At 68.7% G+C, this 21,631-nt stretch carries 24 protein-coding genes; 6 read left to right on the forward strand and 18 right to left on the reverse strand.

Translation table 11 applies throughout. From position 1 onward, the window contains the following. Nucleotides 1-212: 212 nt before the first annotated feature. Both ACFYWY_RS08015 and ACFYWY_RS08020 read right to left on the reverse strand, forming a co-directional pair. Nucleotides 213-827 carry a TetR/AcrR family transcriptional regulator gene (locus ACFYWY_RS08015; protein ID WP_389181543.1) on the reverse strand — a complete coding sequence of 205 codons (615 nt, stop codon included), beginning with the start codon at nt 825-827 and terminating at the stop codon, nt 213-215. A 214-nt stretch (nt 828-1,041) separates the two neighbouring features. Beyond that, nucleotides 1,042-1,704: a hypothetical protein gene (locus ACFYWY_RS08020; RefSeq protein ID WP_389181391.1), complete on the reverse strand. Its 663-nt coding sequence runs from the start codon at nt 1,702-1,704 to the stop codon at nt 1,042-1,044. A 404-nt stretch (nt 1,705-2,108) separates the two neighbouring features. Between ACFYWY_RS08020 and ACFYWY_RS08025 the strand changes: the two genes are divergently transcribed. Further along, nucleotides 2,109-3,257, forward strand: coding sequence for a glycosyltransferase (locus ACFYWY_RS08025; RefSeq protein ID WP_389181394.1), 1,149 nt, complete (start codon nt 2,109-2,111; stop codon nt 3,255-3,257). A gap of 128 nt (nt 3,258-3,385) precedes the next feature. Here the strand turns inward: ACFYWY_RS08025 and ACFYWY_RS08030 are convergent, their stop codons facing one another. The 4 genes from ACFYWY_RS08030 to ACFYWY_RS08045 all read right to left on the reverse strand — a co-directional run bounded on the left by ACFYWY_RS08030 (nt 3,386) and on the right by ACFYWY_RS08045 (nt 5,998). Next, nucleotides 3,386-3,682 (reverse strand): DUF4229 domain-containing protein, encoded by a 297-nt coding sequence (locus ACFYWY_RS08030; RefSeq protein ID WP_389181397.1) that lies wholly within the window; start codon nt 3,680-3,682, stop codon nt 3,386-3,388. 56 nt (nt 3,683-3,738) lie between these two features. Then, nucleotides 3,739-4,278 carry a GNAT family N-acetyltransferase gene (locus ACFYWY_RS08035; RefSeq protein ID WP_389181400.1) on the reverse strand — a complete coding sequence of 180 codons (540 nt, stop codon included), beginning with the start codon at nt 4,276-4,278 and terminating at the stop codon, nt 3,739-3,741. Nucleotides 4,279-4,286: 8 nt separating this feature from the next. Continuing rightward, nucleotides 4,287-5,450 (reverse strand): aminofutalosine synthase MqnE, encoded by a 1,164-nt coding sequence (mqnE, locus tag ACFYWY_RS08040; protein ID WP_215096958.1) that lies wholly within the window; start codon nt 5,448-5,450, stop codon nt 4,287-4,289. 92 nt (nt 5,451-5,542) lie between these two features. Next, entirely contained in the window at nt 5,543-5,998 is a 456-nt protein-coding gene (locus ACFYWY_RS08045; RefSeq protein WP_389181404.1) for an Lrp/AsnC family transcriptional regulator, read from the reverse strand. Between the two features lie 113 nt (nt 5,999-6,111). On the opposite strand from ACFYWY_RS08045, the gene ACFYWY_RS08050 reads away from it, so the two are divergent. Further along, the gene (locus ACFYWY_RS08050; RefSeq protein WP_389181407.1) at nt 6,112-6,258 is read left to right on the forward strand and encodes a hypothetical protein; all 147 of its coding nucleotides are present in this window, start codon (nt 6,112-6,114) and stop codon (nt 6,256-6,258) included. A 5-nt stretch (nt 6,259-6,263) separates the two neighbouring features. Here ACFYWY_RS08050 and ACFYWY_RS08055 read toward each other — a convergent pair whose 3' ends face one another. The 3 genes from ACFYWY_RS08055 to ACFYWY_RS08065 all read right to left on the reverse strand — a co-directional run bounded on the left by ACFYWY_RS08055 (nt 6,264) and on the right by ACFYWY_RS08065 (nt 9,619). Then, on the reverse strand, nt 6,264-6,923 hold the full coding sequence (locus tag ACFYWY_RS08055) for a UbiX family flavin prenyltransferase (protein WP_389181546.1): 660 nt from the start codon (nt 6,921-6,923) through the stop codon (nt 6,264-6,266). A 94-nt stretch (nt 6,924-7,017) separates the two neighbouring features. After that, a complete protein-coding gene (gene mqnP / locus ACFYWY_RS08060; protein ID WP_389181410.1) occupies nt 7,018-7,920 on the reverse strand; it encodes a menaquinone biosynthesis prenyltransferase MqnP in 903 nt (300 codons plus the stop codon). Nucleotides 7,921-8,167: 247 nt separating this feature from the next. Next, a complete protein-coding gene (locus ACFYWY_RS08065) occupies nt 8,168-9,619 on the reverse strand; it encodes a menaquinone biosynthesis decarboxylase (RefSeq protein WP_389181413.1) in 1,452 nt (483 codons plus the stop codon). 89 nt (nt 9,620-9,708) lie between these two features. On the opposite strand from ACFYWY_RS08065, the gene ACFYWY_RS08070 reads away from it, so the two are divergent. Together ACFYWY_RS08070 and ACFYWY_RS08075 are read left to right on the forward strand one after the other, a co-directional pair. After that, nucleotides 9,709-10,062, forward strand: coding sequence for a PLD nuclease N-terminal domain-containing protein (locus tag ACFYWY_RS08070; RefSeq protein ID WP_389181415.1), 354 nt, complete (start codon nt 9,709-9,711; stop codon nt 10,060-10,062). Next, nucleotides 10,062-10,991, forward strand: a complete 930-nt coding sequence (locus tag ACFYWY_RS08075) for a LysR family transcriptional regulator (RefSeq protein ID WP_389181418.1) — start codon at nt 10,062-10,064, stop codon at nt 10,989-10,991. Before ACFYWY_RS08070 ends, ACFYWY_RS08075 begins: the two co-directional genes overlap by 1 nt. On the opposite strand, the gene ACFYWY_RS08080 is transcribed toward ACFYWY_RS08075, so the two are convergent. After that, a complete protein-coding gene (locus ACFYWY_RS08080) occupies nt 10,912-11,835 on the reverse strand; it encodes a DMT family transporter (RefSeq protein WP_389181421.1) in 924 nt (307 codons plus the stop codon). The genes ACFYWY_RS08075 and ACFYWY_RS08080 overlap by 80 nt on opposite strands. A gap of 80 nt (nt 11,836-11,915) precedes the next feature. Here ACFYWY_RS08080 and ACFYWY_RS08085 point away from each other — a divergent pair, with 80 nt between their 5' ends. Both ACFYWY_RS08085 and ACFYWY_RS08090 read left to right on the forward strand, forming a co-directional pair. Then, complete coding sequence (locus ACFYWY_RS08085) at nt 11,916-12,383, forward strand: nucleoside deaminase (protein WP_389181424.1); 468 nt, start codon at nt 11,916-11,918, stop codon at nt 12,381-12,383. Next, on the forward strand, nt 12,331-13,317 hold the full coding sequence (locus ACFYWY_RS08090; RefSeq protein ID WP_389181427.1) for an isopenicillin N synthase family dioxygenase: 987 nt from the start codon (nt 12,331-12,333) through the stop codon (nt 13,315-13,317). The genes ACFYWY_RS08085 and ACFYWY_RS08090 overlap by 53 nt, the downstream gene beginning before the upstream one ends. Here ACFYWY_RS08090 and ACFYWY_RS08095 read toward each other — a convergent pair. From ACFYWY_RS08095 to hemL, 8 genes are all read right to left on the reverse strand, one after another. Beyond that, nucleotides 13,304-13,840 carry an SRPBCC domain-containing protein gene (locus ACFYWY_RS08095; RefSeq protein WP_389181429.1) on the reverse strand — a complete coding sequence of 179 codons (537 nt, stop codon included), beginning with the start codon at nt 13,838-13,840 and terminating at the stop codon, nt 13,304-13,306. The two genes, ACFYWY_RS08090 and ACFYWY_RS08095, sit on opposite strands and share 14 nt — an antisense overlap. 37 nt (nt 13,841-13,877) lie before the next feature. Beyond that, on the reverse strand, nt 13,878-14,966 hold the full coding sequence (gene ccsB, locus ACFYWY_RS08100; protein WP_389181432.1) for a c-type cytochrome biogenesis protein CcsB: 1,089 nt from the start codon (nt 14,964-14,966) through the stop codon (nt 13,878-13,880). After that, entirely contained in the window at nt 14,963-16,678 is a 1,716-nt protein-coding gene (locus tag ACFYWY_RS08105) for a cytochrome c biogenesis protein ResB (RefSeq protein WP_389181435.1), read from the reverse strand. Before ACFYWY_RS08105 ends, ccsB begins: the two co-directional genes overlap by 4 nt. Nucleotides 16,679-16,683: 5 nt before the next feature. Next, on the reverse strand, nt 16,684-17,421 hold the full coding sequence (locus ACFYWY_RS08110) for a cytochrome c biogenesis CcdA family protein (protein ID WP_389181550.1): 738 nt from the start codon (nt 17,419-17,421) through the stop codon (nt 16,684-16,686). A 31-nt stretch (nt 17,422-17,452) separates the two neighbouring features. Beyond that, entirely contained in the window at nt 17,453-18,058 is a 606-nt protein-coding gene (locus ACFYWY_RS08115; protein ID WP_389181438.1) for a TlpA family protein disulfide reductase, read from the reverse strand. A 68-nt stretch (nt 18,059-18,126) separates the two neighbouring features. Continuing rightward, a complete protein-coding gene (locus ACFYWY_RS08120) occupies nt 18,127-19,374 on the reverse strand; it encodes a hypothetical protein (protein ID WP_389181441.1) in 1,248 nt (415 codons plus the stop codon). Nucleotides 19,375-19,508: 134 nt separating this feature from the next. After that, the gene (locus ACFYWY_RS08125; protein ID WP_389181444.1) at nt 19,509-20,264 is read right to left on the reverse strand and encodes a histidine phosphatase family protein; all 756 of its coding nucleotides are present in this window, start codon (nt 20,262-20,264) and stop codon (nt 19,509-19,511) included. After that, nucleotides 20,261-21,577: a glutamate-1-semialdehyde 2,1-aminomutase gene (hemL, locus tag ACFYWY_RS08130; protein WP_389181447.1), complete on the reverse strand. Its 1,317-nt coding sequence runs from the start codon at nt 21,575-21,577 to the stop codon at nt 20,261-20,263. Before hemL ends, ACFYWY_RS08125 begins: the two co-directional genes overlap by 4 nt. Between the last annotated feature and the right edge of the window lie 54 nt (nt 21,578-21,631).

Here is a 21,631-nt window from a genome sequence, read left to right on the forward strand (position 1 = left end):
GCGTACTCAGGCGGCGCGTTCAGACGCACTCACACCCCGGTGTGCCCGGATCGAGCCCCGGCGGCGAACTCTCCTCCCGTGCCCGGACCTTGGAGTAATTGGAGTACACAGCGCAAACGGCTGCCGCCGACCGCCGCGCCCCAGCGACGTACGCCCGTGAGGCCCCGCCCTCCAACTCCGCAGCGGGGACCGCGACCGAGACCGCGTCCACCTCACCGGGGAGACCAGCGCTCACCCTTCATCAAGTCACCCAGCCCCATCCAGGCGAAGTTCATGAGCGTCCCCGCCGCTTCCTTCGCCGAGACGCCCCCGGTCTCGTTCGCCCACCCCGCCAGCGACTCCGCCGCACCCACCAACGCCTGTGCCAGCCCCGCCACATCCCGGTCGGCGAGCTCGGGGTCCCGGTGCGTCTCGCGTGCCGCAGCCCCGATCAGACCGGTCACGTACGCAACGATCTCGTCCCTCATCGCCGATACCTCCGCGGCGAACGGCTCCCCGTGCGTCCTTGCCTGCCGGTGCAGTACCGCCCAGCCATCCGGATTCTCGGCGGTGTGCGTGAAGAACGCACCCAGCCCCGCCCACAGTTGCCGGTCCGCCGGCAGCCCCGGCTCAGCTCCCGCCTGCACGGCGGCGATCAACGCCTCCGATTCGCGCCGGATGCACGCCGTGAAGAGCTCTTCCTTGGAGCTCAGATACAGATAGACCAACGGCTTGGAGACCCCGGCCAATTCTGCGATCTCGTCCATCGAGGCCGCCCGGTAGCCGCGTTGCCCGAAGGTCTGCACGGCGGCGTCCAACATCTGCCGCTCGCGCACCGCGCGCGGCATGCGTTTGCTCTTGACGCCCTTCACAGCACCCATGTCAGACATCCTCCCGCCCCACACATCCTGACCTCGCGGTAAGCCTACGACCCCCAACAGGAGCCCAAAAACGCGGAACGGCCCCCCTTCCAGCATGAAAGGGGGGCCACGCCACGATCCAGACCAGGTCAGGACTGCAACCTGACCAGAACCACTGGCCGAGTCGAGCGCCTGGAGCAGGCTACGGCGCCGTCGGCTGGTCCGTTACCTCTTCCCAGTTGTCGTCGCACGTAAGGGTCGGGTCCACCGACGGAGGGCCAACGACGAAGGGGACCAGGGTGCACTGGGTCTCCCACACGACCCCGGCCGTGGTCACCACCTGGAACGAGACGCTATCCGGCGCGGTAACGGCCAGCCCGTTACTGGACGCCGAGATGGAACAGGCGTCCAGCGGGAAGGTGTCGTCGTCGCTGATTTCCGTCCAGGTGTAGGTGCCGCCGGGGACCGTCCGGACGCCCGCGTGCGCCTCGACAGTGCCCGTGCCCGGGCCGTCCGGATCGAAGAGCGCGCCGCTGATCTGGTGGAGGGGCTCGATCGCGAGGGGGTTGTAGGTGTCGATGTCGTTGCACGACCCAGGGCCGGTGGCACCCGTAGCACCCGTAGCACCCGTAGCACCCGTAGCACCGGTGGCACCCGTAGCACCGGTGGCACCCGTAGCACCGGTGGCACCCGTAGCACCGGTGGCACCGGTAGCACCCGTCGAGCCCGTGGCGCCCGTCTTCCCCTTGTCCCCGCAGTCGTCGCCGCCGGCGGACAGTACAGCCTTCCCGTCCTCCACCGTGATCTCGCAGTAGTCGTCGTCCCCACCCGACGGGCCTGCCACACTCACGGTGCCAGGCGCCATGGGACTCTGCGATACGGCAGCCGCGGGGCTCGCGAACCCCGCAAGCATGAGGACCATCGACGCGACGGTGCCGCCGGTCAGCCAGGCACTGCGTCTGGGAAGCGGACCAAGGGAGGACCTGCTCCTGTTCTCAGGATTCATTCACTGCTCCTTTTGGAACCGGATCTTGGAACCGGATCGGATGATGCGCCGGAAGCGAGTTCGAGCTTCCCTGGGAATCATCGGTTCACAGACGCAATGCCTTAAGAGCATCGCAGTGCTATCAACAGGATGGCGTATCAGGGGAACTCGAATGGGCGCATGCGCAACAGCGAACCCTGCACCGAGGTCGGCGTGCCGTCACCAGGGCGTGCATGCCCAGTGCATAAGGTCGCCCGGTCCGACCCGCCGGGAATGGTGATGCCATGAAGCCGTCCATCTGCCTCTGCATGATCGTCAAAAACGAATCAAAGGTCATCGAGCGATGCCTCGCCTCCGTCCGTGACCTGGTGAGCACCTGGGTGATCTCGGACACCGGCTCGACCGACGGAACCCAGGAGCTGATCCGTACGGCGCTGCAAGGCATCCCGGGCGAGCTTCACGAGGAGCCGTGGGTCAACTTCGGCCACAACCGGACCCTGAACATCCAGCACGCCCGCGGCAAAGCCGACTTTCTGCTGCTCCTCGACGCCGACCTCGTGATCCGGCGGGACGGACCCCTGCCCCGTCTGACCGCCGATTCCTACATGCTCCGGCACGAGGGCGCGACCGAGTACCGCATCAAGCGCCTGGTCCGCGGCGACATCCCCTGGCGTTACGAGGGCGTCACCCACGAGTACCTCACCTCCGAGCAGCGGCACAGCCAGGAGAATCTCGACGCGCTCGTCATCGAGGACTTCGCGGACGGGGGCTCTAAGCACGACAAGTTCGAGCGTGACGCGCGCCTGCTGGGCGCCGAGCTCGAGCGCGACCCCGCCAATGCCCGCACGGTGTTCTATCTCGCGCAGACCATGCGCGACATGGGCAACGACGACGAGGCGATCACTCTGTACGAGCGCCGCGCGGAAATGGGGGGCTGGCCCGAAGAGGTGTACTACGCGTTGTTGCAGGTCGGCATCCTCAGGGCCAAAACCGACGACTGGCCGGGAGCCATGGACGCCTTCTCCCGCGCCTGGGAGTCGCGTCCGCAGCGGCTCGAAGCGTGTTACGAACTGTGCGCGCGGCTGCGCAAGCTGGGCCGCTACCGTCTGGCGCACTCGATCGTCCGCGCCGGGCTCGGCCAGAGGAAGCCGGATGACCTGCTGTTCGTCCAGCCATGGGTGTATCGCTGGGGTCTGCTGTTCGAGTTCTCGATCACTGCCTACTGGGTGGGCGACTTCGCCGGCTCGCTCCAGGCGTGCGACCGCCTTCTGGCGATGCCCGACGTGCCCGACGCCTATCGCAAGCAGACGCGCGCCAACCGCACATTCGCGGCACAGCGGCTTGCGTCGATTCCCGAGCCGGCCAACCGGTCCAGGGCGGTCAGGAGGAGCAAGGGGGCCAAGGCACAGCGGACGGGCTCCAAGAAACGCTGACAGCGCGACGTAGCGTCTACTGGACGGCCTCTGCTGGACGGCGTCTACTGGACGACCTCTGCTGGACGACCCCTACTCGACAGCCGCTACTCGACGGCCCCTACTCGACGGCCGCTACTCGAGAGCCCCTACTGGACGGCGCCGTCCTCCTGCGTACGGTTCGCGTCGAGGCGGGCCTTGGCCTTGTCGACCTTGGTGACGATCTGCTCGGACATCGCGTCGCGCTGCTTGCGCAGCAGCACAAAGCTGAGCGGCGCGGACAGGACGAGTGCGAGCAGAACCACCCAGACGAAGTTCGAGTCGCCAAGGCCCTTGGGCAGTACGCCGAACTGGACCAGGGCGGCCACGGCGACGAGGCAGCCGATGAAGATGGCGAGGCGCAGGGTGGTGTACCGGATCGCGGCGCTCGTCCTTGCAGCGGACACGGCGGGCCTTCTCTCTTCGTACGTCAGGTCGTGCCCACCCAGTGAAGCACGCCCCACTATGGAGCTGTTCGGGGGGAGAGGGGCAGCAGCATGATCACGTCGTCACGGTCGTCGCCGCCGGCGACCCGGATCGCGCCGGGCACGCGCCCGACCTCTTTGTAGCCGCAGGCGGCGTAGAACCGGTCGGCGCCGGTGCCGCCGCGGCACGTGAGCCGTATCGCCTCTATGCCCTCGAAAGCGCGGGCGGCGTCGGCGGCCGCGGCCATGAGGTCGCGGCCGTACCCCTTGCCCTGGTGCTTGGGGTGGACCATCACCGTGTAGAGCCAGACCCAGTGGGTCATCAGCCGGTGCGTGTTGTACGCGAGGAAGGCGGTGGCCGCGACCGCGCCCTCCTCGTCGTACCCCACCAGCAAACGCATACGGCCTTCGGCCATGGCCGTCAGGTGCCCCCGCCACTCGGGCCGGATGTCCTCGGCCGTCACGGGCGCCACGAATCCGACGGCGCCGCCCGCGTTGGTCACATCGGCCCAGAGAGCCAGGACGCCGTCACGCAGGGCGGGACCGCCGGGCGGGTCCAGTCGGAACGTAAGACTCACCGGCTGCCTCAGACGCGCATGGGCTGCGGCGACTCGCGGCGGTCGGCGTCCGGGCCCGGGTACTCGCGGATGATCTCGTAGCGGGTGTTCCGCTCGACCGGGCGGAAGCCCGCGTCGCGGATCAGGTCGAGGAGATCGTCGCGGGTCAGCTTGTTCGGCGTGCCGTAGTTGTCCGCGTCGTGCGTGATCTTGTACTCGACGACCGAGCCGTCCATGTCGTCCGCGCCGTGCTGCAGGGCCAGTTGGGCGGTCTGCACACCGTGCATCACCCAGAAGACCTTGACGTGCTGGACGTTGTCGAAGAGGAGACGCGAGACCGCGAAGGTCTTCAGCGCTTCCGCGCCGGTCGCCATGGTCGTACGGGCCTGCAGGCGGTTGCGGACCTTGCCGTCCTGCATGTCCACGAAGTCGTGCTGGTAGCGCAGCGGGATGAAGACCTGGAAGCCGCCGGTCTCGTCCTGCAGCTCACGCAGCCGCAGCACATGGTCGACGCGGTGACGGGGCTCCTCGATGTGCCCGTACAGCATCGTGCACGGGGTCTTGAGACCCTTCTCGTGCGCGAGCCGGTGGATGCGCGACCAGTCCTCCCAGTGGGTGCGGTGGTCGACGATGTGCTGCCGGACCTCCCAGTCGAAGATCTCGGCGCCGCCGCCGGTCAGCGACTCCAGACCGGCCTCGATCAGCTCGTCGAGGATCTCGGACGCGGACAGGCCGGAGATGGTCTCGAAGTGGTGGATCTCGGTGGCGGTGAAGGCCTTCAGCGAGACGTTCGGCAGGGCCTTCTTGAGCTCGCTGAGGGAGCGCGGGTAGTAGCGCCACGGCAGGTTGGGGTGGAGCCCGTTGACGATGTGCAGCTCGGTGAGGTTCTCGCCCTCCATCGTTTTGGCGAGGCGGACGGCCTCCTCGATGCGCATGGTGTACGCGTCCTTCTCGCCCGGCTTGCGCTGGAACGAGCAGTACGCGCACGACGCGGTGCACACGTTCGTCATGTTGAGGTGGCGGTTGACGTTGAAGTGGACGACGTCACCGTTCTTACGCGTACGCACCTCGTGCGCGAGGCCGCCGAGCCACGCGAGGTCGTCAGACTCGTAGAGGGCGATCCCGTCCTCACGGGTCAGCCGCTCCCCGGCCCGGACCTTCTCCTCCAGCTCGCGCTTGAGCCCTGCGTCCATGAACGGCCGCCTCCCATTACCTCTGTTAATCAAGCCCCACACACCGTACTCCCCCGCCCTTCTGGCGGCGGGACCCCCATCGCCCCTCCGCGTCAGCCTTCTTCGGGCAGATCCCCGACCCGGTTCTCCCACTTGGTGGAGAGCACGATGGTGGTACGCGTACGGGACACCCCCCTGGTCCCGGACAGCCGACGGATCGTCTTCTCCAGGCCGTCCACGTCGCTCGCCCGCACCTTGAGCATGTACGAGTCGTCGCCCGCGATGAACCAGCAGTCCTCGATCTCGGCGAGGTCCTTCAGCCGGTGCGCCACGTCCTCGTGGTCGGCGGCGTCGGAGAGCGAGATGCCGATCAGAGCGGTGACCCCGAGGCCGAGCGAGGCGGCGTCGACGGTGGCGCGGTAGCCGGTGATGACGCCTGCCGCCTCGAGGCGGTTGATGCGGTCGGTGACGGAGGGCCCGGAGAGCCCGACGAGCCGGCCGAGCTCGGCGTACGAGGCCCTGCCGTTCTCTCTGAGGGCCTGGATGAGCTGCCTGTCCACCGTGTCCATATGCCTGGACCCTTCTATTATTCAGCAATCCCGCAAGTTTACGTATAGAATCTAAGGCATGCAGGGTAAACGCCCTGCGAATCTTTCAAACGATCAAAACGATCTTTCAGGAGATGACACTCACCGTGTACACGATCGAGATGGCCTACGCCCACATGCGAGAGCTGCAGGAGCTGGCCAACCGCTCGCGTGCCCACCACCCGGCTGCCGCGCACCGCGTCGACAAGACCCGTACCGCACGCCGCGCCAAGAAGCGCTGACCCGGCTAATCCGTACGAGAGCCACCGAGCTCTCCCTCCCAACGGCGGTACAGCTGATGCGGCACGCCTGCCGCATCCAGCACCCGCCCCGCGACGAAGTCCACCAGATCCTGGATGTGCGTCGCCCCCGCATAGAACGCCGGAGAGGCGGGCAGCACCACGGCGCCCGCCTCGTCCAGCGTCACCAGATGCCTGAGGGTCTGCCCGTTCAAGGGCGTCTCCCGGATCGCGACCACAAGCTTCCGCCGTTCCTTGAGCGTGACGCTCGCGGCGCGCTGCAGCAGATCCTTCGAGAGTCCGAGCGCGACGCCGGCCACACAGGCCGTGGACGCCGGGACGATCAGCATCCCCTTGACCGGATACGAACCCGACGAAGGCCCGGCGCCCAGGTCCCCGGCGGCCCAGTGCCGTACATCGTCGACGTCCACCCGGAAGGTACCGGGCTTTCCGTCGGCCCCTTGCGCCAGCCACTCCCGCAGACCCTCGCGCCAGTGCGCGTCGCGGAAGGCGATCCCCGTCTCGTCGAGCAGCGTCAGCCGCGAGGCCCGGCTGACCACCAGGTCCACGCTCTCACCCGCGGCGAGCAGCCCACGCAGCACGGCGGCGGCGTACGGCGTCCCGGACGCGCCGGAGACCCCGACGATCCAGGGGCGGCGGCTCTTCACTTCTCCTGGCTCCACACCGCTGAGCCTATCCGGCGGTCTGTGAAGCGATACGTCAGGCGTTCGGGTCGGCCTGCGACGGTGTGCCGCACCGTGGCTACACGGTCAGGCCACGCACCAGCAGATCCAGCAGCGCACACCCGAACAGGGCAATCCCGATGAACCCGTTGACGGTGAAGAACGCGCGGTTGAGGCGGGACAGGTCGTTGGGCTTCACGATCGCGTGCTCGTAGAGGAACGCCGCCACGACGATCACCAGGCCAGTCCAGAAGAACCCGCCCGCGTCCGTCGCCAGCGCGTACCAGGCCAGCAGGACCGCCGTCACGAGATGCGCGGCCCGCGCGCCGTACAGCGCGGCCGGGACGCCGAAGCGGGCAGGCACCGAAAGCACCCCGTGAGCGCGGTCGGCGTCGACGTCCTGGCAGGCGAAGATCAGGTCGAAGCCGCCGATCCAGATGCCGACCGCGAGACCGAGGATCACCGCGTCCCAGGACCACTGCCCGGTGATCGCGATCCACGCGCCGACCGGGCCCATGGCCTGGGCGAGGCCGAGGATGGCGTGCGGGAAGTTCGTGAACCGCTTGCCGTACGGATAGACCACCATCGGGATCACCGCGATGGGGGCGAGCGCGAGACACAGGGGGTTCAGCGCGGCCGCGGCGCCCAGGAAGACGACGACCGCGATCAGCGCGCCGGTCCAGGCGGACTTCACGGAGACCGCGCCGGTGACGAGTTCACGCCCGGCGGTACGGGGATTACGGGCGTCGATCTCGCGGTCGATGATCCGGTTGCAGGCCATCGCGAACGTACGCAGCCCGACCATGGCGATCGTCACCAGGAGCAGCCGCCCCCAGTGGATGTTCCGGTCGAGCTGGAACATCGCGGTGAGGGAGGCGATGTACGCGAAGGGCAGCGCGAAGACCGAGTGCTCGATCATCACCAGCTTGAGGAAGGACTTGGTCCTGCCCGGACCCGGTACGGCTGCGGCGGACGCGCTCACAGGCCGCACTCCGGTTCGTCCCCGCGAAGGCCGGGCAACCCCGGCTCACCGCTGCCGCTGTCCACGGTCGGCCTTCGCCTCACAGCCCGTACTCCGGCCTCATCCCCGCGAAGGCGGGCAAACCCCGGCTCCGCGCTGCCGCCGTCCGCGGTCGGCCTTCGGCTCACAGCCCGCACTCCGGCCTCATCCCCGCGAAGGCCGGGCAACCCCGGCTCCCCGCTGCCGCCGTCCACGGTCGGCCTTCGCCTCACAGCCCGTACTCCTTCCAGCGGCGGTCGACCTTCGCCGCCGTCTGTGGGTCCGACTCGACCATGTTCGGCCAGCCGCCGTCCCGGACGTACCCCTCCTCGGGGAGCTTCTTCGTCGCGTCGATGCCCGCCTTGCCGCCCCAGAACTGCTGGTACGAGGCGTGGTCGAGGTGGTCGACCGGGCCCTCCACCACCGTGAGGTCGCGGGCGTAGTCCGTGTTGCCGAGCGCGCGCCAGGAGACCTCGTGCAGATCGTGGACGTCGCAGTCCGCGTCCACCACCACGATCAGTTTCGTCAGCGACATCATGTGCGCGCCCCAGATCGCGTGCATGACCTTCTGCGCGTGCTTCGGATACTTCTTGTCGATCGAGACGATCGCGCAGTTGTGGAAACCGCCGGACTCGGGCAGGTGGTAGTCCACGATGTCCGGCACGATGATCTTGAGCAGGGGCAGGAAGAAACGCTCCGTCGCCCGGCCCAGCGGCCCGTCCTCCGTCGGCGGGCGGCCCACCACGATCGACTGGAGCAGCGGGCGCTTGCGCATCGTCACACAGTCGATGGTCAGCGCCGGGAAGGGCTCCTGCGGGGTGTAGAAGCCGGTGTGGTCGCCGAACGGGCCCTCCGGAAGCATCGTCCCCGGCTCCAGCCAGCCCTCGATCACGACCTCGGCCTGCGCGGGCACCTGCAGCGGCACCGTCTTGCAGTCGACCATCTCGATCCGCTTGCCCTGTACGAAGCCCGCGAAGAGGTACTCGTCGATGTCGCCGGGCAGCGGTGCGGTCGACGCGTACGTCACGGCGGGCGGGCAGCCGAAGGCGATTGCGACCGGCAGCCGCTCGCCGCGCTTGGCGGCCACCTGGTAGTGGTTGCGGCTGTCCTTGTGGATCTGCCAGTGCATGCCGATGGTGCGCCGGTCGTGGCGCTGGAGGCGGTACAGACCGAGGTTGCGCACCCCCGTCTCCGGGTGCTTGGTGTGGGTCAGGCCCAAGTTGAAGAAGGACCCGCCGTCTTCGGGCCACGTGAACAGCGCCGGCAGCTGGTCCAGGTCGACGTCGTCGCCGCGCAGGACCACCTCCTGCACCGGCGCGTCCTTCACCTTCTTCGGCGGTACGTGGACCATCGTGCCGAGCTTCCCGAACGCCTCGCGCACGCCGACGAAGCCGTGCGGCAGCTCAGGCTTGAGCAGCCCGCCGATCTTGTCGCTGATCTCGGAGTAGGACTTGAGGCCGAGCGCCTTGAGGAGCCGGCGGTCCGTGCCGAAGACGTTCATCGCGAGCGGCATCGCCGACCCGCGTACGTTCTCGAACAGCAGGGCCGGGCCGCCCGCCTTGTTCACGCGGTCGACGATCTCCCCGACCTCCAGATACGGGTCGACCTCGGCCTTGATGCGCTTGAGGTCTCCCTCGCGCTCCAGCGCCCGGAGCAGGGAGCGAAGATCGTCATAAGCCATGCCCCCCAGTATCGGCCACCGACTACCCTGGACCTGTCACCGGGGCCGCATCCAGCCCTGCCGCCGTACTTGGGGGGACCCGCTCCACGATGCTCAGGTACCTGCCGTTCATTCTGATCCTGGCGCTGACGATCTACGCCTTCATCGACTGCCTCAACACGCCCGAGGAAGAGGTCAAGCACCTGCCCAAGGTGGTCTGGGTGCTGATCATCCTCCTCTTCACGATCGTCGGACCCGTGGTCTGGCTGGTCGCGGGCAAGCAGCGCCATGCGGTGCCGGGCTCACGAGGTTCGTCCGGCCCGCGCGGCTGGGTCGCGCCCGACGACAATCCCGACTTCCTGCGGTCCCTCAAGGACGAGAAGCCGAACGAGAAGTACGACGAGCGCAACGAACACAAAGAAAACAACGACAAGAAGAAGCAGGACGGGGACGACCAGCTCTGATGGAGCTCCGCCTGGTGGTCACCTTCGAGAAGGTCGCCACTGTCCTCAGTTTCACGCAGGCGGCGGCCGAGCTGAAGTACGCCCAGTCCAGCGTCACAAGCCAGATCCGCTCCCTGGAGACCTCGCTCGGCACGGAGCTCTTCGACCGGCTCGGCAGCCGGATCCGGCTCACGGAGGCGGGCGAGCGGCTGCTGCCGTACGCACGCCGGATCATCGAGCTGTCCGACGAGGCCCGGGCCGCCGTCGCCGGCGCCGAGGAGCCCGCCGGGACGATCAACATCGGCACCATGGAATCGCTCACCTCCTACCGGCTGCCCGCGCTGCTGGAGCTGTTCCACCATCGCTATCCGCAGGTGAAGCTGTCGCTGCGCCCCACTCTCGGCGACGAGACCCGCCAAGCGCTGCGCCAGGGCGTGTACGACATCGGCTTCCTGATGGAGCGCGAGACCGTGCACGCGGGCCTGCAGACCGAGGTGCTCACCGCCGAGCCGCTGGTGCTGGTCTGTGGACCCACGCACGCGCTCGCCGGGGCGGCGAAGCTCGCGACCGTCGATCTGGCACAGGTGCAGCTGGTGGGTACGGAGCCGGGCTGCCCGTACCGCGATCTGTTCGAGGACGAACTGCGCGAGCGCAATGGCGTGCCCCCGCCCTTCACGGAGTTCGGCACCATCGAGGCGACCAAGCGGGGCGTGGCCGGCGGGCTCGGCGTGGCGCTGCTGCCGCGTATGGCGGTACGTCAGGAGCTGGCGGCGGGGACGCTCGTCGCGCTGCCCTGGGAGCCGCCGTTCCAGCTGCACACACAGGTGGCGTGGCGGGAGGGCAAGCGGCTGCCGCGCCATGTGCGGCTGTTCATCGACGAGACGAGGCGGCTGGTCCGGGAGCAGGAGTCGGCGAAGCAGCCACCGTCCGGGGCGCCTTGGCGAGGCTGACCTTGAGGCTCGCGAGCACGATCAGCGGGACGCCGAGCGCCTGGACGAGGCCGATGTGGTGCCCGTACACCGCCCAGTCGGCGACCATCGCGACGGCCGGGTAGGTGAAGGCGAGCACGGCGATCTTCGCGGTGGGCAGCTTCTGGTACGCGGCGTACATCAGGACGTACATCAGGCCGGTGTGGATCAGGCCGAGCCCCACCAGCCACGCCCAGCCGCTCCCCAGTCCGCTCGCGGCGGCGAAGTCGGCGAAGGGCAGCAGCAGCGGGATGCCGACCAGGACCTGGACCAGCGCGACGAGGTGGGGCCGTACGCCGGTCACCCGCTTGGTGATCACGGTCGAGATCGCGTAGAAGAGCGCGGCGAGGAGGGCGAGGCCGAGGCCGGAGAGGGAGCCGGGATCGGCGGGGCTCACCCCGGAGACGAGGAGAAGACCGGCGAAGGCCACCACGAGCCAGCCGAGCTTGGCGGCGGTCAGCCGCTCGCGGAAGAGGAGCGCGCCGAGCAGCACCACGTAGAACGGCTGGGTGTGGTAGACGACGGTCGCCAGCGAGATCGAGGTGGCCTCGTACGCCTCGAAGAGGAACACCCAGTTGAAGACGATGAACACACCGCCGAGCGCGGCGAGGGCGAGCTTCTTCGGGGTGAAGCCGTGGTTGGTGAAGTAGCCGCGGGCCAGGGTGTAGGCGCCCAGCGCCAGCGCGCCGAAGAGGCAGCGGAAGAACACGACGTTGAAGGCCGACGCGCCGGACTCGACGACGAAGACGCCGAGGGTGCCGGAGAGCACCATGGCCGCGGTCAGCTCGAGGGCGCCCTTGTTCTCCAGTGACTTGTCGCTTGTCATGGCAGTGACGCTACGAGCGGGGCGGCGGCCGGTCCACGAGCCAGTGGGGCGTCCTGCCGATGGGCCGATCGGCCCGGCCGATGACGTACGTTCGGATGGTGAGCGCCGTGGAGTACGCGAAGTGGCTGACGACAGCCGTCGAGGAGGCCCGGGCCGGGCTGGCCGAAGGCGGGATTCCGATCGGGGCCGCGCTGTACGGGGCGGACGGGGCCCTGCTGGGGCGCGGGCGCAATCGGCGGGTGCAGGACGGCGATCCGTCGATGCATGCGGAGACCGCGGCCTTCCGCGCCGCCGGGAGACAGCGCTCGTACCGGGGCACGACAATGGTGACGACCCTCTCGCCGTGCTGGTACTGCAGTGGTCTGGTCCGGCAGTTCGGGATCTCCCGGGTGGTGGTCGGCGAGGCGGAGACCTTCCATGGAGGGCACGACTGGCTGGCCGAACACGGCGTGGAGATCGTGCTGTTGGACGACGCCGAGTGCAAGAGCCTGATGCATGACTTCATCCGGGCCAACCCCGAACTGTGGAGTGAGGACATCGGTGACTGAACCAAGGATTCCCACCATCGACCTGCGCCTCTGGCTCTCCGGGGACCGCGCCGCCCGCAGCCGGATCGCTCGGACCGTCGACCGGGCCCTGCGGACCGCCGGGTTCCTGCTGGTCACCGGGCACGGAGTCGATCCGGGGCTGCGCGCGGAGATCCGGGACGCGGCACGGGACTTCTTCCGGCTTCCGGACCGGGAGAAGGAGCCGTATGCCGTGAAGGTCGGCGGGCGCGGCTGGCTGGGGCCCGGCGCGGAGGCCAATGCGTACGCGGAAGGAACAGAGACTCCCCCGGACCTGAAGGAGTCGCTGTCCTTCGCCGCACAGGACCCGACCGGCGACCCGGCGGTCGACGCCGAGTGGTTCCTGCCCAACACCTGGCCCGCCGAGGTGCCGCGCCTCAAAGACCTGGTGGAGACCTACCTCGCCGGCATGCGCACCCTCTCCGACCAGCTGCTCGAGCTTCTCGGCGTGGCGCTGGGCGAGCCCGAGGACTTCTTCACCCGGCACACCACGCACCCGACCTGGGGCTTCAACGTCAACTGGTATCCGGGCCGGGACCGGGTGGGCGAACCGCAGCCTGGCCAGTTCCGCATCGGCCCGCACACCGACTTCGGCACCGTCACCGTCCTCGACCGCCAGGAGGGCAAGGGCGGGCTCCAGGTCTTCACGGACCCCGAGGACGGAGGCGCCGGCTGGGAGGACGCGCCGTACGACCCGGAGGCCTTCACCATCAACATCGGCGATCTGATGGCCCGCTGGACGGGCGACCGCTGGCGCTCGGGCCGGCACCGGGTGCTGCCGCCGCCGTCGGACGTACCGGCCGAGGAGCTGATCTCGCTGGTGTACTTCTACGAGTGCGATCCGGGCACGGCGGTCCGGGGCATCGATTCGCACACGTATCTGCGCGCCCAGCTCGACGCGATCACGGCCGGCTGACGTACTGGTCCCGCAGCTCCTGCCAGCGCCCCGGCGTCCACTGCGCCCAGTCCTCGGCCGTCATCGGGTGCCCGTCCAGCGCGTCCGCCAGCAGCTCGAAGTGGTGGTGCCAGCCCGCCAGGTAGTCGAGACGCAGCTCGTCCGTACCGCGGAACTCATTGGTGAAGCGGACCACCGTGCCGTTGGCGCTCCCGCGTGAGCCGAACGGCTCCAGGTGGAAGCGGATCCGGCCGTGGACGCTGACCGTGTACTCGGCGACCCGCTCCATGTCCCAGGCGGTGACCGTGCCCTGGGCGATGGTGTGGCGGCCCTGCGGATCGGTGTTGAGCCAGCGCAGGGTGACCGCCCCGCCGATGCGGGGTTCGAGGACGTCGGCGGCGGCGAGCCAGGTCGGCAGGCCCTCGGGCGTGGCGACGGCGGCCCATACCCGGATCACCGGGTGCGGCAGCCGCAGCTCGAAGTGCAGCAGGTGAATGCCGCCGTCCCGGGTCTCGCTGGTGCCATGTCGGATGACTACGGTCATGGCACCAGCGTCGCTCCGGGGCGGCCCGCGCGCTAGCTCAGACGCCCGCGTAGGAGTGCAGGCTGTTCACAAAGATGTTCACGCCGTAGTAGTTGAAGAGGAAGCAGGCGAAGGCGGCAAGTCCGATGTACGCGGCCTTGCGGCCCTTCCAGCCGGCCGTCGCGCGGGCGTGCAGATACGCGGCGTAGGCGACCCAGGTGATGAAGGACCAGACCTCCTTGGCGTCCCAGCCCCAGTAGCGGCCCCAGGCGTCACCGGCCCAGATCGCGCCGGCGATGATCGTGAAGGTCCACAGCGGGAAGACCGCGGCGTTGATGCGGTACGAGAACTTGTCCAGGCTCGCGGCGGCGGGCAGCCGCTCCAGCACGGAGCGGGCGAAGGCACTCGGGTTGCCGCCGCGGGCGAGCTTGTTCTCGTACGAGTCACGGAACAGGTAGAGCAGCGTGCCGACCGCGCCGAGGTAGAAGACCGCGCCGCAGAAGATCGCGGTGGAGACATGGATCCACAGCCAGTACGACTGCAGGGCCGGAACCAGCTGGTCGCTCTTCGTGTACAGCCAGGTGACGGCGACGCCCAGGTCGAGCAGGACCGTGGTGACCAGCGGCAGACCGATCCAGCGGACGTTCTTCTTCGCGAGCAGGAAGCCGATGTACGCGCCGACCGCCACCGTGGAGAAGGTGGTGGAGAACTCGTACATGTTGCCCCAGGGGGCGCGCTGCACCGCCACCGCGCGGGTGACGACCCCGGTCGCCTCGATGAGGAAGGCCAGCACGGTCAGCGAGACGGCGATCCGCCCGTACAGATCGCCCTTCACAGTGCCGCCCGCCGCGCCGGGCCCGTCCGGGACGTCCCGGCTGCCGACCGCGGAGCGGGTGACGACCTTCGGCCTGTCCAGTACGGCGGTGCCCCCGCCCTGCTGCTTCACCTGGACCTTTGCCGCGGGAGCTGCGGCGGCCGTCCCGGAGCCGGTCAGCGCGGCGGCCGTGCGGCCGACCTTGCTGCGGCTGCCGAAGGCCCATTCCGCGATGTGCGCGAAGAACGCCAGCGTGTAGACGGCCATCGAGGCATAGATCAGCGAATTGCTGAACTGAGCCAGATTTTCGTTGGTTGCGGCGGCGAGAGTCACTTCTCAGCCCCTTCGGCAGGTACGTCTGAGGGATCGGGCGCCGTCGGCGCCTCGGAGTTGAGGGTTACGGCCAGCTCGGCCAGCTCTTCGGGCAGCTTCGCGGACTCGCTGCGGCCGAGCCCCGCCATTTCGACGACGGTGACGCCGTCCGCGCCGGCCACGGCGCGGACCCAGACCCGGCGGCGCTGGATGAACAGCGAGCCGACGAGGCCCGCGATGGCGGCGATCGCACCGGTCAGAGCCCAGCCCGTGGCGGGCTGCCGCGAGATCTTGAAGGTCGCCCACTCCTTCACTTCCTTCTCGAAGGTGATGGAGCCCGCGCCATCGGGGAGCGTCAGCTTCTCGCCGGGCAGCAGCCGTGCCTTGAGGATCTGCCCCTTGGCGTCCTTGAACTGGGTCAGCTTGGTGGTGTCGAGCTGGTACACGTTCTGCGGCAGACCCGCGTCGACGCCCAGGCTGCCGTGGTAGCCGGTGAGCGCGAGCACCGGGAACTCCAGACCTGGGAACTGCGAGAACATGTCGCCCTGGCCCGCCCCGCCGAACGTCGGCACGAAGAAGGCCTGGAAGCCCAGCTGCTCCTTCTTGCCGCTCTTGTCGCGGTAGCCGTCCATGACCTTGATCGCGCCGGTCGATGTGACGTTGTTGTCGATCGGCAGCAGCGGGGTTGCGCCGTTGAAGACGACCTTGCCCTTGCCGTCCCGGACGGTCACGACGGGGGCGTAGCCGTGCCCGTTGAGATAGACCTTGGTGCCGTCGATCTCCAGGGGCTTGTTGACCTCGATCACGGACTTCTTGTCCGGGCCGCCGCCCTCGGAGTACGTGACGGCGGCCTCGTAGGTGCGCGCGGTGCCCCGCTCCGGGCCGCTCTTCGCGTACGTACCCGTGAAGCTGTTCAGTTTGAAGGTGAACGGCGTGAGCTCGTCCGTGCCGAACAGCGAGCCGGACTTGAAGTCGTCGTACTGCGTGAGCGTGTTGGAGAAGCCGTCGCCCTCGACGATCAGCTTGCCGCCCTCGGACTTGAAGAGCTGCCCGGCGGCGAAGGCCACCAGCATCACGATCAGCGCGACATGGAAGAGGAGGTTGCCGGTCTCGCGCAGATAGCCCTTCTCTGCGGCGACCGCGTCGCCGACGGTGTGCGCGCGGAAGCGGCGCTTCTCCAGCATGGCGAGCGCTGCCTCGCGCACCTGCTCAGGACCGGTGTCGGTGCGCCAGGTGGTGTACGCGGGCAGCCGGGTCAGGCGGCCGGGGGCGCCCGGCGGGCGGCCGCGCAGCTGGCCGACGAACTGCCAGGTGCGCGGCACGATGCAGCCGATGAGCGAGACGAACAGCAGGATGTAGATCGCCGAGAACCAGACCGAGCTGTAGACGTCGAAGAGTTGCAGCTTCTCCAGGACCGGCGTCCAGGTCTCGTGGCTGTCCTTGTACGCCTGCACCTTGAGCTCGTCCACGCTGTTCTGCGGGATGAGCGAGCCCGGGATCGAGCCGAGCGAGAGCAGGAACAGCAGGATCAGCGCGACCCGCATGGAGGTCAGCTGCCGCCAGAACCAGCGGGCCCAGCCGATCACCGAGAGGGAGGGCCCTGCGATGAGCTCCTCGCGGGGGGCGGTGGACAGCTGGGCGCCGGCAGCGCCGAGCTCCTTGCTGTCCGGGGCGTCCCCGGCGTCCCGCTGCTCTTCGGTCTCCGTCTTGTCTTCGGTCTCCGTCTTGCTCATGGAACTCAGACCCCCACCGTGAAACTGTCGGTCCAGCCCTGCATGCCCTGCACCAGGCTGTCCCAGACGCCGGTCAGCAGCAGCAGACCGGTCGCGATCATCATGATGCCGCCGATCCGCATCACCCAGGCGTAGTGGCGCTTGACCCAGCCGAACGCGCCGAGCGCCTTGCGGAACGCCACCGCCGCGAGGACGAAGGGCAGTCCGAGGCCGATGCAGTACGCGACGGTCAGTATGGCCCCCCTGCCCGCGCTCGCCTGCTCGGCGGCGAGAACCTGGACGGCCGAGAGCGTCGGGCCGATGCACGGCGTCCAGCCGACGCCGAACAGCGCCCCCAGCAGTGGCGCGCCGGCCAGCCCGGTCACCGGCCGCTTGTGGAAGCGGAATTCACGCTGGGTGAGCCAGGGCATCAGCCCCATGAAGAACACGCCCAGCAGGATCATCAGCACGCCGAGGATCTTGGAGAGGGTGTCCTTCTCGCCCTGGAGGGTCGCGCCGAAGTAGCCGAAGAGCGCACCGCCGGAGACGAAGACGACGGTGAAGCCGAGGACGAAGAGGGAGGCTCCGGCGACCATCCGGCCGCGCCTGGCCTCGGCCAGGTCGGTGCCGCTGACCCCGGTGACGTACGACAGGTAGCCGGGTACGAGAGGCAGCACGCAGGGCGAGAAGAAGGAAACCAGGCCGCCCAGTACGGCGATGGGCAGTGCGAGGATCAGCGCACCGCTGAAGACCGTCTCGTTCATGCCCGTCGAGGCGGCAAGGACGTCCACGGGATCACTTCTCCGCGATCAGCGGATCGATGATCTTGTGAAGTTCGTCGGCGTCGAGCGCCTTCAGCGAACGCGCCGCGATCTTCCCCTCACGGTCGAGCACGATCGTGGAGGGAATTGACTGCGGATTGAGGCTGCCCTTGGGGAAGCCATTGACGATCAGCTTGCCCATCGGGTCGTACAGGCTCGGGTACTCGACCCCGTAATTCTCCTCGAAGGCGATCGCCGGGCCCTTGTCGGCATTGCGGGTATTGATCCCGACGAACTCCACGCCCTTCGCCTTGGTCTCCTTGGAGACCTTGGCGAAATGCGGTGCCTCGGCGCGGCAGGGAGAGCACCAGGAGCCCCAGACGTTCATCACCACGACCTTGCCCTTGAGGTCGGCGACGTCCAGCTGCTTGCCCTCGAGCGTCTCGCCGGAGAGCTTGTTGGGGGCGATGCGCTTGCCCTTCGCGGCAGTGGAGATGCCGCCGGTGTCGGTGACGAAGTTGGTGTCGCCGCCACCGCCGGACTTGCCGTTGGAGTCACCGCTGCAGGCCGACAGGGTGAGCGCGCCCGCGGCGACCAGGCCGGTCAGCAGGGCGGCGCGGGGGGCACGGCTAAGGCTCATGTGAAAAGTTTCGCATGGGCGATACGGGGATCTTTCCGCGCCCCCCTGGCTGCCCGTAAAGCCCGATGTCAGGCCGCCTTAAGGAAACTGCTCCAGCCGCCGGCGGGGGGCTGGCCGACCTCGAGCGTGCGGAGCTTGGCGAGCACCTGCGGGTCCTGGACGTCGAGCCAGTCGCAGAACTGCCGGAAGGAGACGAGCCGTACGTCCTTCTTGCCGGCCATGCCCTTGAGGGCCTCCTCGACGGCGTCCATGTAAATGCCGCCGTTCCACCGCTCGAAGTGGTTGCCGATGTAGAGGGGCGCGCGATTGGACTCGTAGGTGCGATTGAATCCGGCGAGGTACGCCTCGGTGGCCTGCTTCTTCCAGCCGGGATAACGCGCGGGCACGCCCTGTGTCGAATTGTGCGACTGATTGGCGAGCATGTTGTAGTCCATCGAGAGGACTTCGAAGGAACGCCCGGGGAACGGCACCTGCTGGAGCGGCAGATCCCACAGGCCCTGGCGCTTCTGTGGCCACACCTGACGGCCGCCGGGCGAGCTCGCGTCGTAGCGCCAGCCGAGCTTCTTCGCGGTGGGCAGCAGGTTGTCCTGGCCGAGGAGGCAGGGGGCGCGGCCGCCGACGAGTTCCTTGCGGTAGTCGAAGGGCAGCGGATCGCTGTCCTGCCACCCGCTGTTCGTACGCCACTGCGTGACGAACGACACAGCCTGGTCTATCTCGCTGCGCCAGTCCGCCGGCGTCCAGTTGCCGACCGATCCCGAGCCGGCGCAGAAATGCCCGTTGAAGTGCGTGCCTATCTCATGGCCTTCGAGCCATGCCTGGCGTACGTACTTCAGCGTCTCCTTGATGTGACCGTCCGTGAGATAACCGATGTCGGACGCGCCGATGGCATTGTTCGGCGGGCGGTAGAGCGCCTTCTTGGACTCGGGGAGCAGATAGATCCCGGAGAGGAAGAAGGTCATCGCCGCGTCGTGGTTCTTGGCGAGTTCGAGGAAGCGCGGGAAGAGGCCGTTGCCGACCTCGCCCGCGCCGTCCCAGGAAAAGATCACGAATTGCGGCGGCGTCTGACCCGGCTCGAGCGGAACGGGCCTGTCCGGCCGGCCCGGCTGCTTTCCGGTGTCGGACGTGGAGCCGTCGCCTATCAGTCGGCCCTCGCTCCTGGAGGGGGAGGGACTGCCCTCGCTACCCTCGCCGGCACCCCCGCCATGTCCGGTCTGTCCAGCTCTGTCCTGGTCGGCCAGGCCGCAGCCCGCGATTCCGATCGCGGCTGCGGCCCCAAGTCCCGCCCCGAGCAGGTCCCTTCGGCTGATGTCGCGCATATCGCCCCCATCCGCGCTCTCCGGGTCGGGAGAGCCCATCCGAACCGCCACCGGTTTAGATGCCGTGCGGAAGACGGGGGTTCCGGGGACTCGCTCCTATTTCCGAGAGGATTCAGGAGGAACTGCCCGGCCAACTACGCACCGAATGCTTTGGCCTTGCCCTTCACTGGTTTTGCGCCCGCGAGAAGATGCGCCGGAACAAGATCTCGCGCGGGCTCGGAGTAACCGACGGAGACAATCCGGTCGCCCTGATACGTGAACGTGGTCAGCGACGCGAGCGTGCACTGCCGGCGGCGCGGGTCGTGCCACAGCCGGCGCCGCTCGACGAAACTCCGCACGATCCAGATCGGCAGCTGGTGGCTGACGCAGACGGCCTCGTGCCCGCGGGCGGCGTCCCGCGCGGCGCCCAGCGCGCCCATCATCCGTACGACCTGATCGACGTACGGCTCCCCCCAGGACGGGCGGAACGGGTTGGTCAGATGCTTCCAGTTGGCCGGCTTGCGCAGCGCGCCGTCACCCACCCCGAAGGTCTTGCCCTCGAAGACGTTGGCCGCCTCGATCAGCCTCTCGTCGGTGTCGAGGGTGAGGCTGTGGCTCTTGGCGACGGGGGCCGCGGTCTCCTGGGCGCGCTCGAGCGGGGAGGCGACGACATGGGTGATGTCGCGGTCCGCGAGGTGCTCGGCGACCCGGTCGGCCATCTGGCGGCCGAGTTCGGAGAGGTGGTAGCCGGCCCGGCGGCCGTAGAGGACGCCGTCGGGGTTCTCGACCTCGCCGTGCCGCACCAGATGGACGACGGTGATCTCGCTGTCCGGGCCGCCCTCGCCGTTCGCGCCGCTTGCAGTGTTCTGGGTGTGCTGGGTGTTCTGAGTGTGCTGGGTGTTCTTGCTCATGCCGATGCCTCCGTCGCCTCGGCGGCGGCCCGGGCGGCGGCCGGCAGCGCGGCGGCGATCCGCTCGATCGCCCGCTCGTCGTGGGCCGTGGAGACGAACCACGACTCGAAGGCGGACGGCGGGAGATAGACGCCCTGGGAGAGCATCGCATGGAAGAAGGCGGTGAAGCGGAAGGACTGCTGCCGCTTCGCGTCCTCGTAGTTCCTGACGTCGGCGCCGGTGAAGAAGACCGAGAACATGTTGCTCGCCGTCTGCAGCCGGTGGGCCACGCCCTCCTTGCCGAGTGCGTCCGTCACCAGAGCCTGGATCTCGGCCGAGACCGCGTTGACCTTCTCGTACGCGGCGTCGTCGAGCAGCCGCAGCTGCGCGAGCCCGGCGGCGGTGGCGACCGGGTTACCGGAGAGGGTGCCCGCCTGGTAGACGGGCCCGCTGGGTGCGAGGTGCGCCATGACGTCCTCGCGGCCGCCGAAGGCCGCGGCGGGGAAGCCGCCGCCCATCACCTTGCCGAAGGTCATCAGGTCGGGCGCGACGCCGTCGACGCCGTACCAGCCGGCCTTCGACGTACGGAAGCCGGTCATGACCTCGTCGGAGATGTACAGCGCGCCGTTCTTCTCGCAGGCCGACTTGAGCCCCTCGTTGAAGCCGGGCCGCGGCGGCACGACGCCCATGTTGCCCGGCGACGCCTCCGTGATCACACAGGCGATCTCGCCCGGGTGCGCGCGGAAGGCCTCGTGCACCGATTCCAGGTCGTTGTACGGCAGGACGATCGTGTCCCCGGCCTGCGCGCCCGTGACCCCCGGCGTGTCCGGCAGCCCGAAAGTCGCCACTCCCGAGCCGGCCGCGGCGAGCAGCGCGTCGACATGGCCGTGGTAGCAGCCGGCGAACTTCACGACCTTGGCCCGGCCGGTGAAACCGCGGGCGAGCCGGATCGCGGACATCGTCGCTTCCGTGCCGCTGGAAACCAGCCGTACCTGCTCGACGGGCTCGATCCGGGCCACGATTTCCTCGGCGAGTGCGACCTCGCCCTCGCCGGGCGTGCCGAAGGAGGTGCCGCGGGCGACCGCCGCCTGCACCGCCTCGATGACGGCCGGGTGGGAGTGGCCGAGGATCATCGGCCCCCACGAGCAGACGAGGTCGACATATTCGCGGCCGTCCGCGTCGGTGAGGTACGGGCCGGTACCGGACACCATGAACCGGGGCGTGCCGCCCACGGCTCGGAAGGCGCGGACGGGAGAGTTCACGCCGCCGGGCGTCACAAGGGACGCGCGGTCGAACAGCGTCTGCGAAACTGGGGCTTCGTATGGATACGCCACTTTGGTCCTGATCTGCGATTCGGATGTGCGGGGGGCCGGGAGGGAGGATCTCGG

Origin of the sequence: Streptomyces sp. NPDC002870 (assembly GCF_042888505.1) — a bacterium.
Classification (GTDB): Bacteria; Actinomycetota; Actinomycetes; order Streptomycetales; family Streptomycetaceae; genus Streptomyces.

Excerpts from the sequence above, each read along its gene's own strand:
- ACFYWY_RS08015 (WP_389181543.1), bottom strand. The coding sequence starts at position 827 with ATGCCGCGCGCGGTGCGCGAGCGGCAGATGTTGGACGCCGCCGTGCAG.
- ACFYWY_RS08020 (WP_389181391.1), bottom strand. The coding sequence starts at position 1,704 with ATGGCGCCTGGCACCGTGAGTGTGGCAGGCCCGTCGGGTGGGGACGAC.
- ACFYWY_RS08025 (WP_389181394.1), top strand. The coding sequence starts at position 2,109 with ATGAAGCCGTCCATCTGCCTCTGCATGATCGTCAAAAACGAATCAAAG.
- mqnE (WP_215096958.1), bottom strand. The coding sequence starts at position 5,450 with ATGGACGCAGGGCTCAAGCGCGAGCTGGAGGAGAAGGTCCGGGCCGGG.
- ACFYWY_RS08045 (WP_389181404.1), bottom strand. The coding sequence starts at position 5,998 with ATGGACACGGTGGACAGGCAGCTCATCCAGGCCCTCAGAGAGAACGGC.
- ACFYWY_RS08050 (WP_389181407.1), top strand. The coding sequence starts at position 6,112 with ATGACACTCACCGTGTACACGATCGAGATGGCCTACGCCCACATGCGA.
- ACFYWY_RS08065 (WP_389181413.1), bottom strand. The coding sequence starts at position 9,619 with ATGGCTTATGACGATCTTCGCTCCCTGCTCCGGGCGCTGGAGCGCGAG.
- ACFYWY_RS08070 (WP_389181415.1), top strand. The coding sequence starts at position 9,709 with ATGCTCAGGTACCTGCCGTTCATTCTGATCCTGGCGCTGACGATCTAC.
- ACFYWY_RS08075 (WP_389181418.1), top strand. The coding sequence starts at position 10,062 with ATGGAGCTCCGCCTGGTGGTCACCTTCGAGAAGGTCGCCACTGTCCTC.
- ACFYWY_RS08080 (WP_389181421.1), bottom strand. The coding sequence starts at position 11,835 with ATGACAAGCGACAAGTCACTGGAGAACAAGGGCGCCCTCGAGCTGACC.
- ACFYWY_RS08085 (WP_389181424.1), top strand. The coding sequence starts at position 11,916 with ATGACGTACGTTCGGATGGTGAGCGCCGTGGAGTACGCGAAGTGGCTG.
- ACFYWY_RS08090 (WP_389181427.1), top strand. The coding sequence starts at position 12,331 with ATGACTTCATCCGGGCCAACCCCGAACTGTGGAGTGAGGACATCGGTG.
- ACFYWY_RS08095 (WP_389181429.1), bottom strand. The coding sequence starts at position 13,840 with ATGACCGTAGTCATCCGACATGGCACCAGCGAGACCCGGGACGGCGGC.
- ACFYWY_RS08105 (WP_389181435.1), bottom strand. The coding sequence starts at position 16,678 with ATGAGCAAGACGGAGACCGAAGACAAGACGGAGACCGAAGAGCAGCGG.
- ACFYWY_RS08110 (WP_389181550.1), bottom strand. The coding sequence starts at position 17,421 with ATGAACGAGACGGTCTTCAGCGGTGCGCTGATCCTCGCACTGCCCATC.
- ACFYWY_RS08115 (WP_389181438.1), bottom strand. The coding sequence starts at position 18,058 with ATGAGCCTTAGCCGTGCCCCCCGCGCCGCCCTGCTGACCGGCCTGGTC.
- ACFYWY_RS08120 (WP_389181441.1), bottom strand. The coding sequence starts at position 19,374 with ATGCGCGACATCAGCCGAAGGGACCTGCTCGGGGCGGGACTTGGGGCC.
- ACFYWY_RS08125 (WP_389181444.1), bottom strand. The coding sequence starts at position 20,264 with ATGAGCAAGAACACCCAGCACACTCAGAACACCCAGCACACCCAGAAC.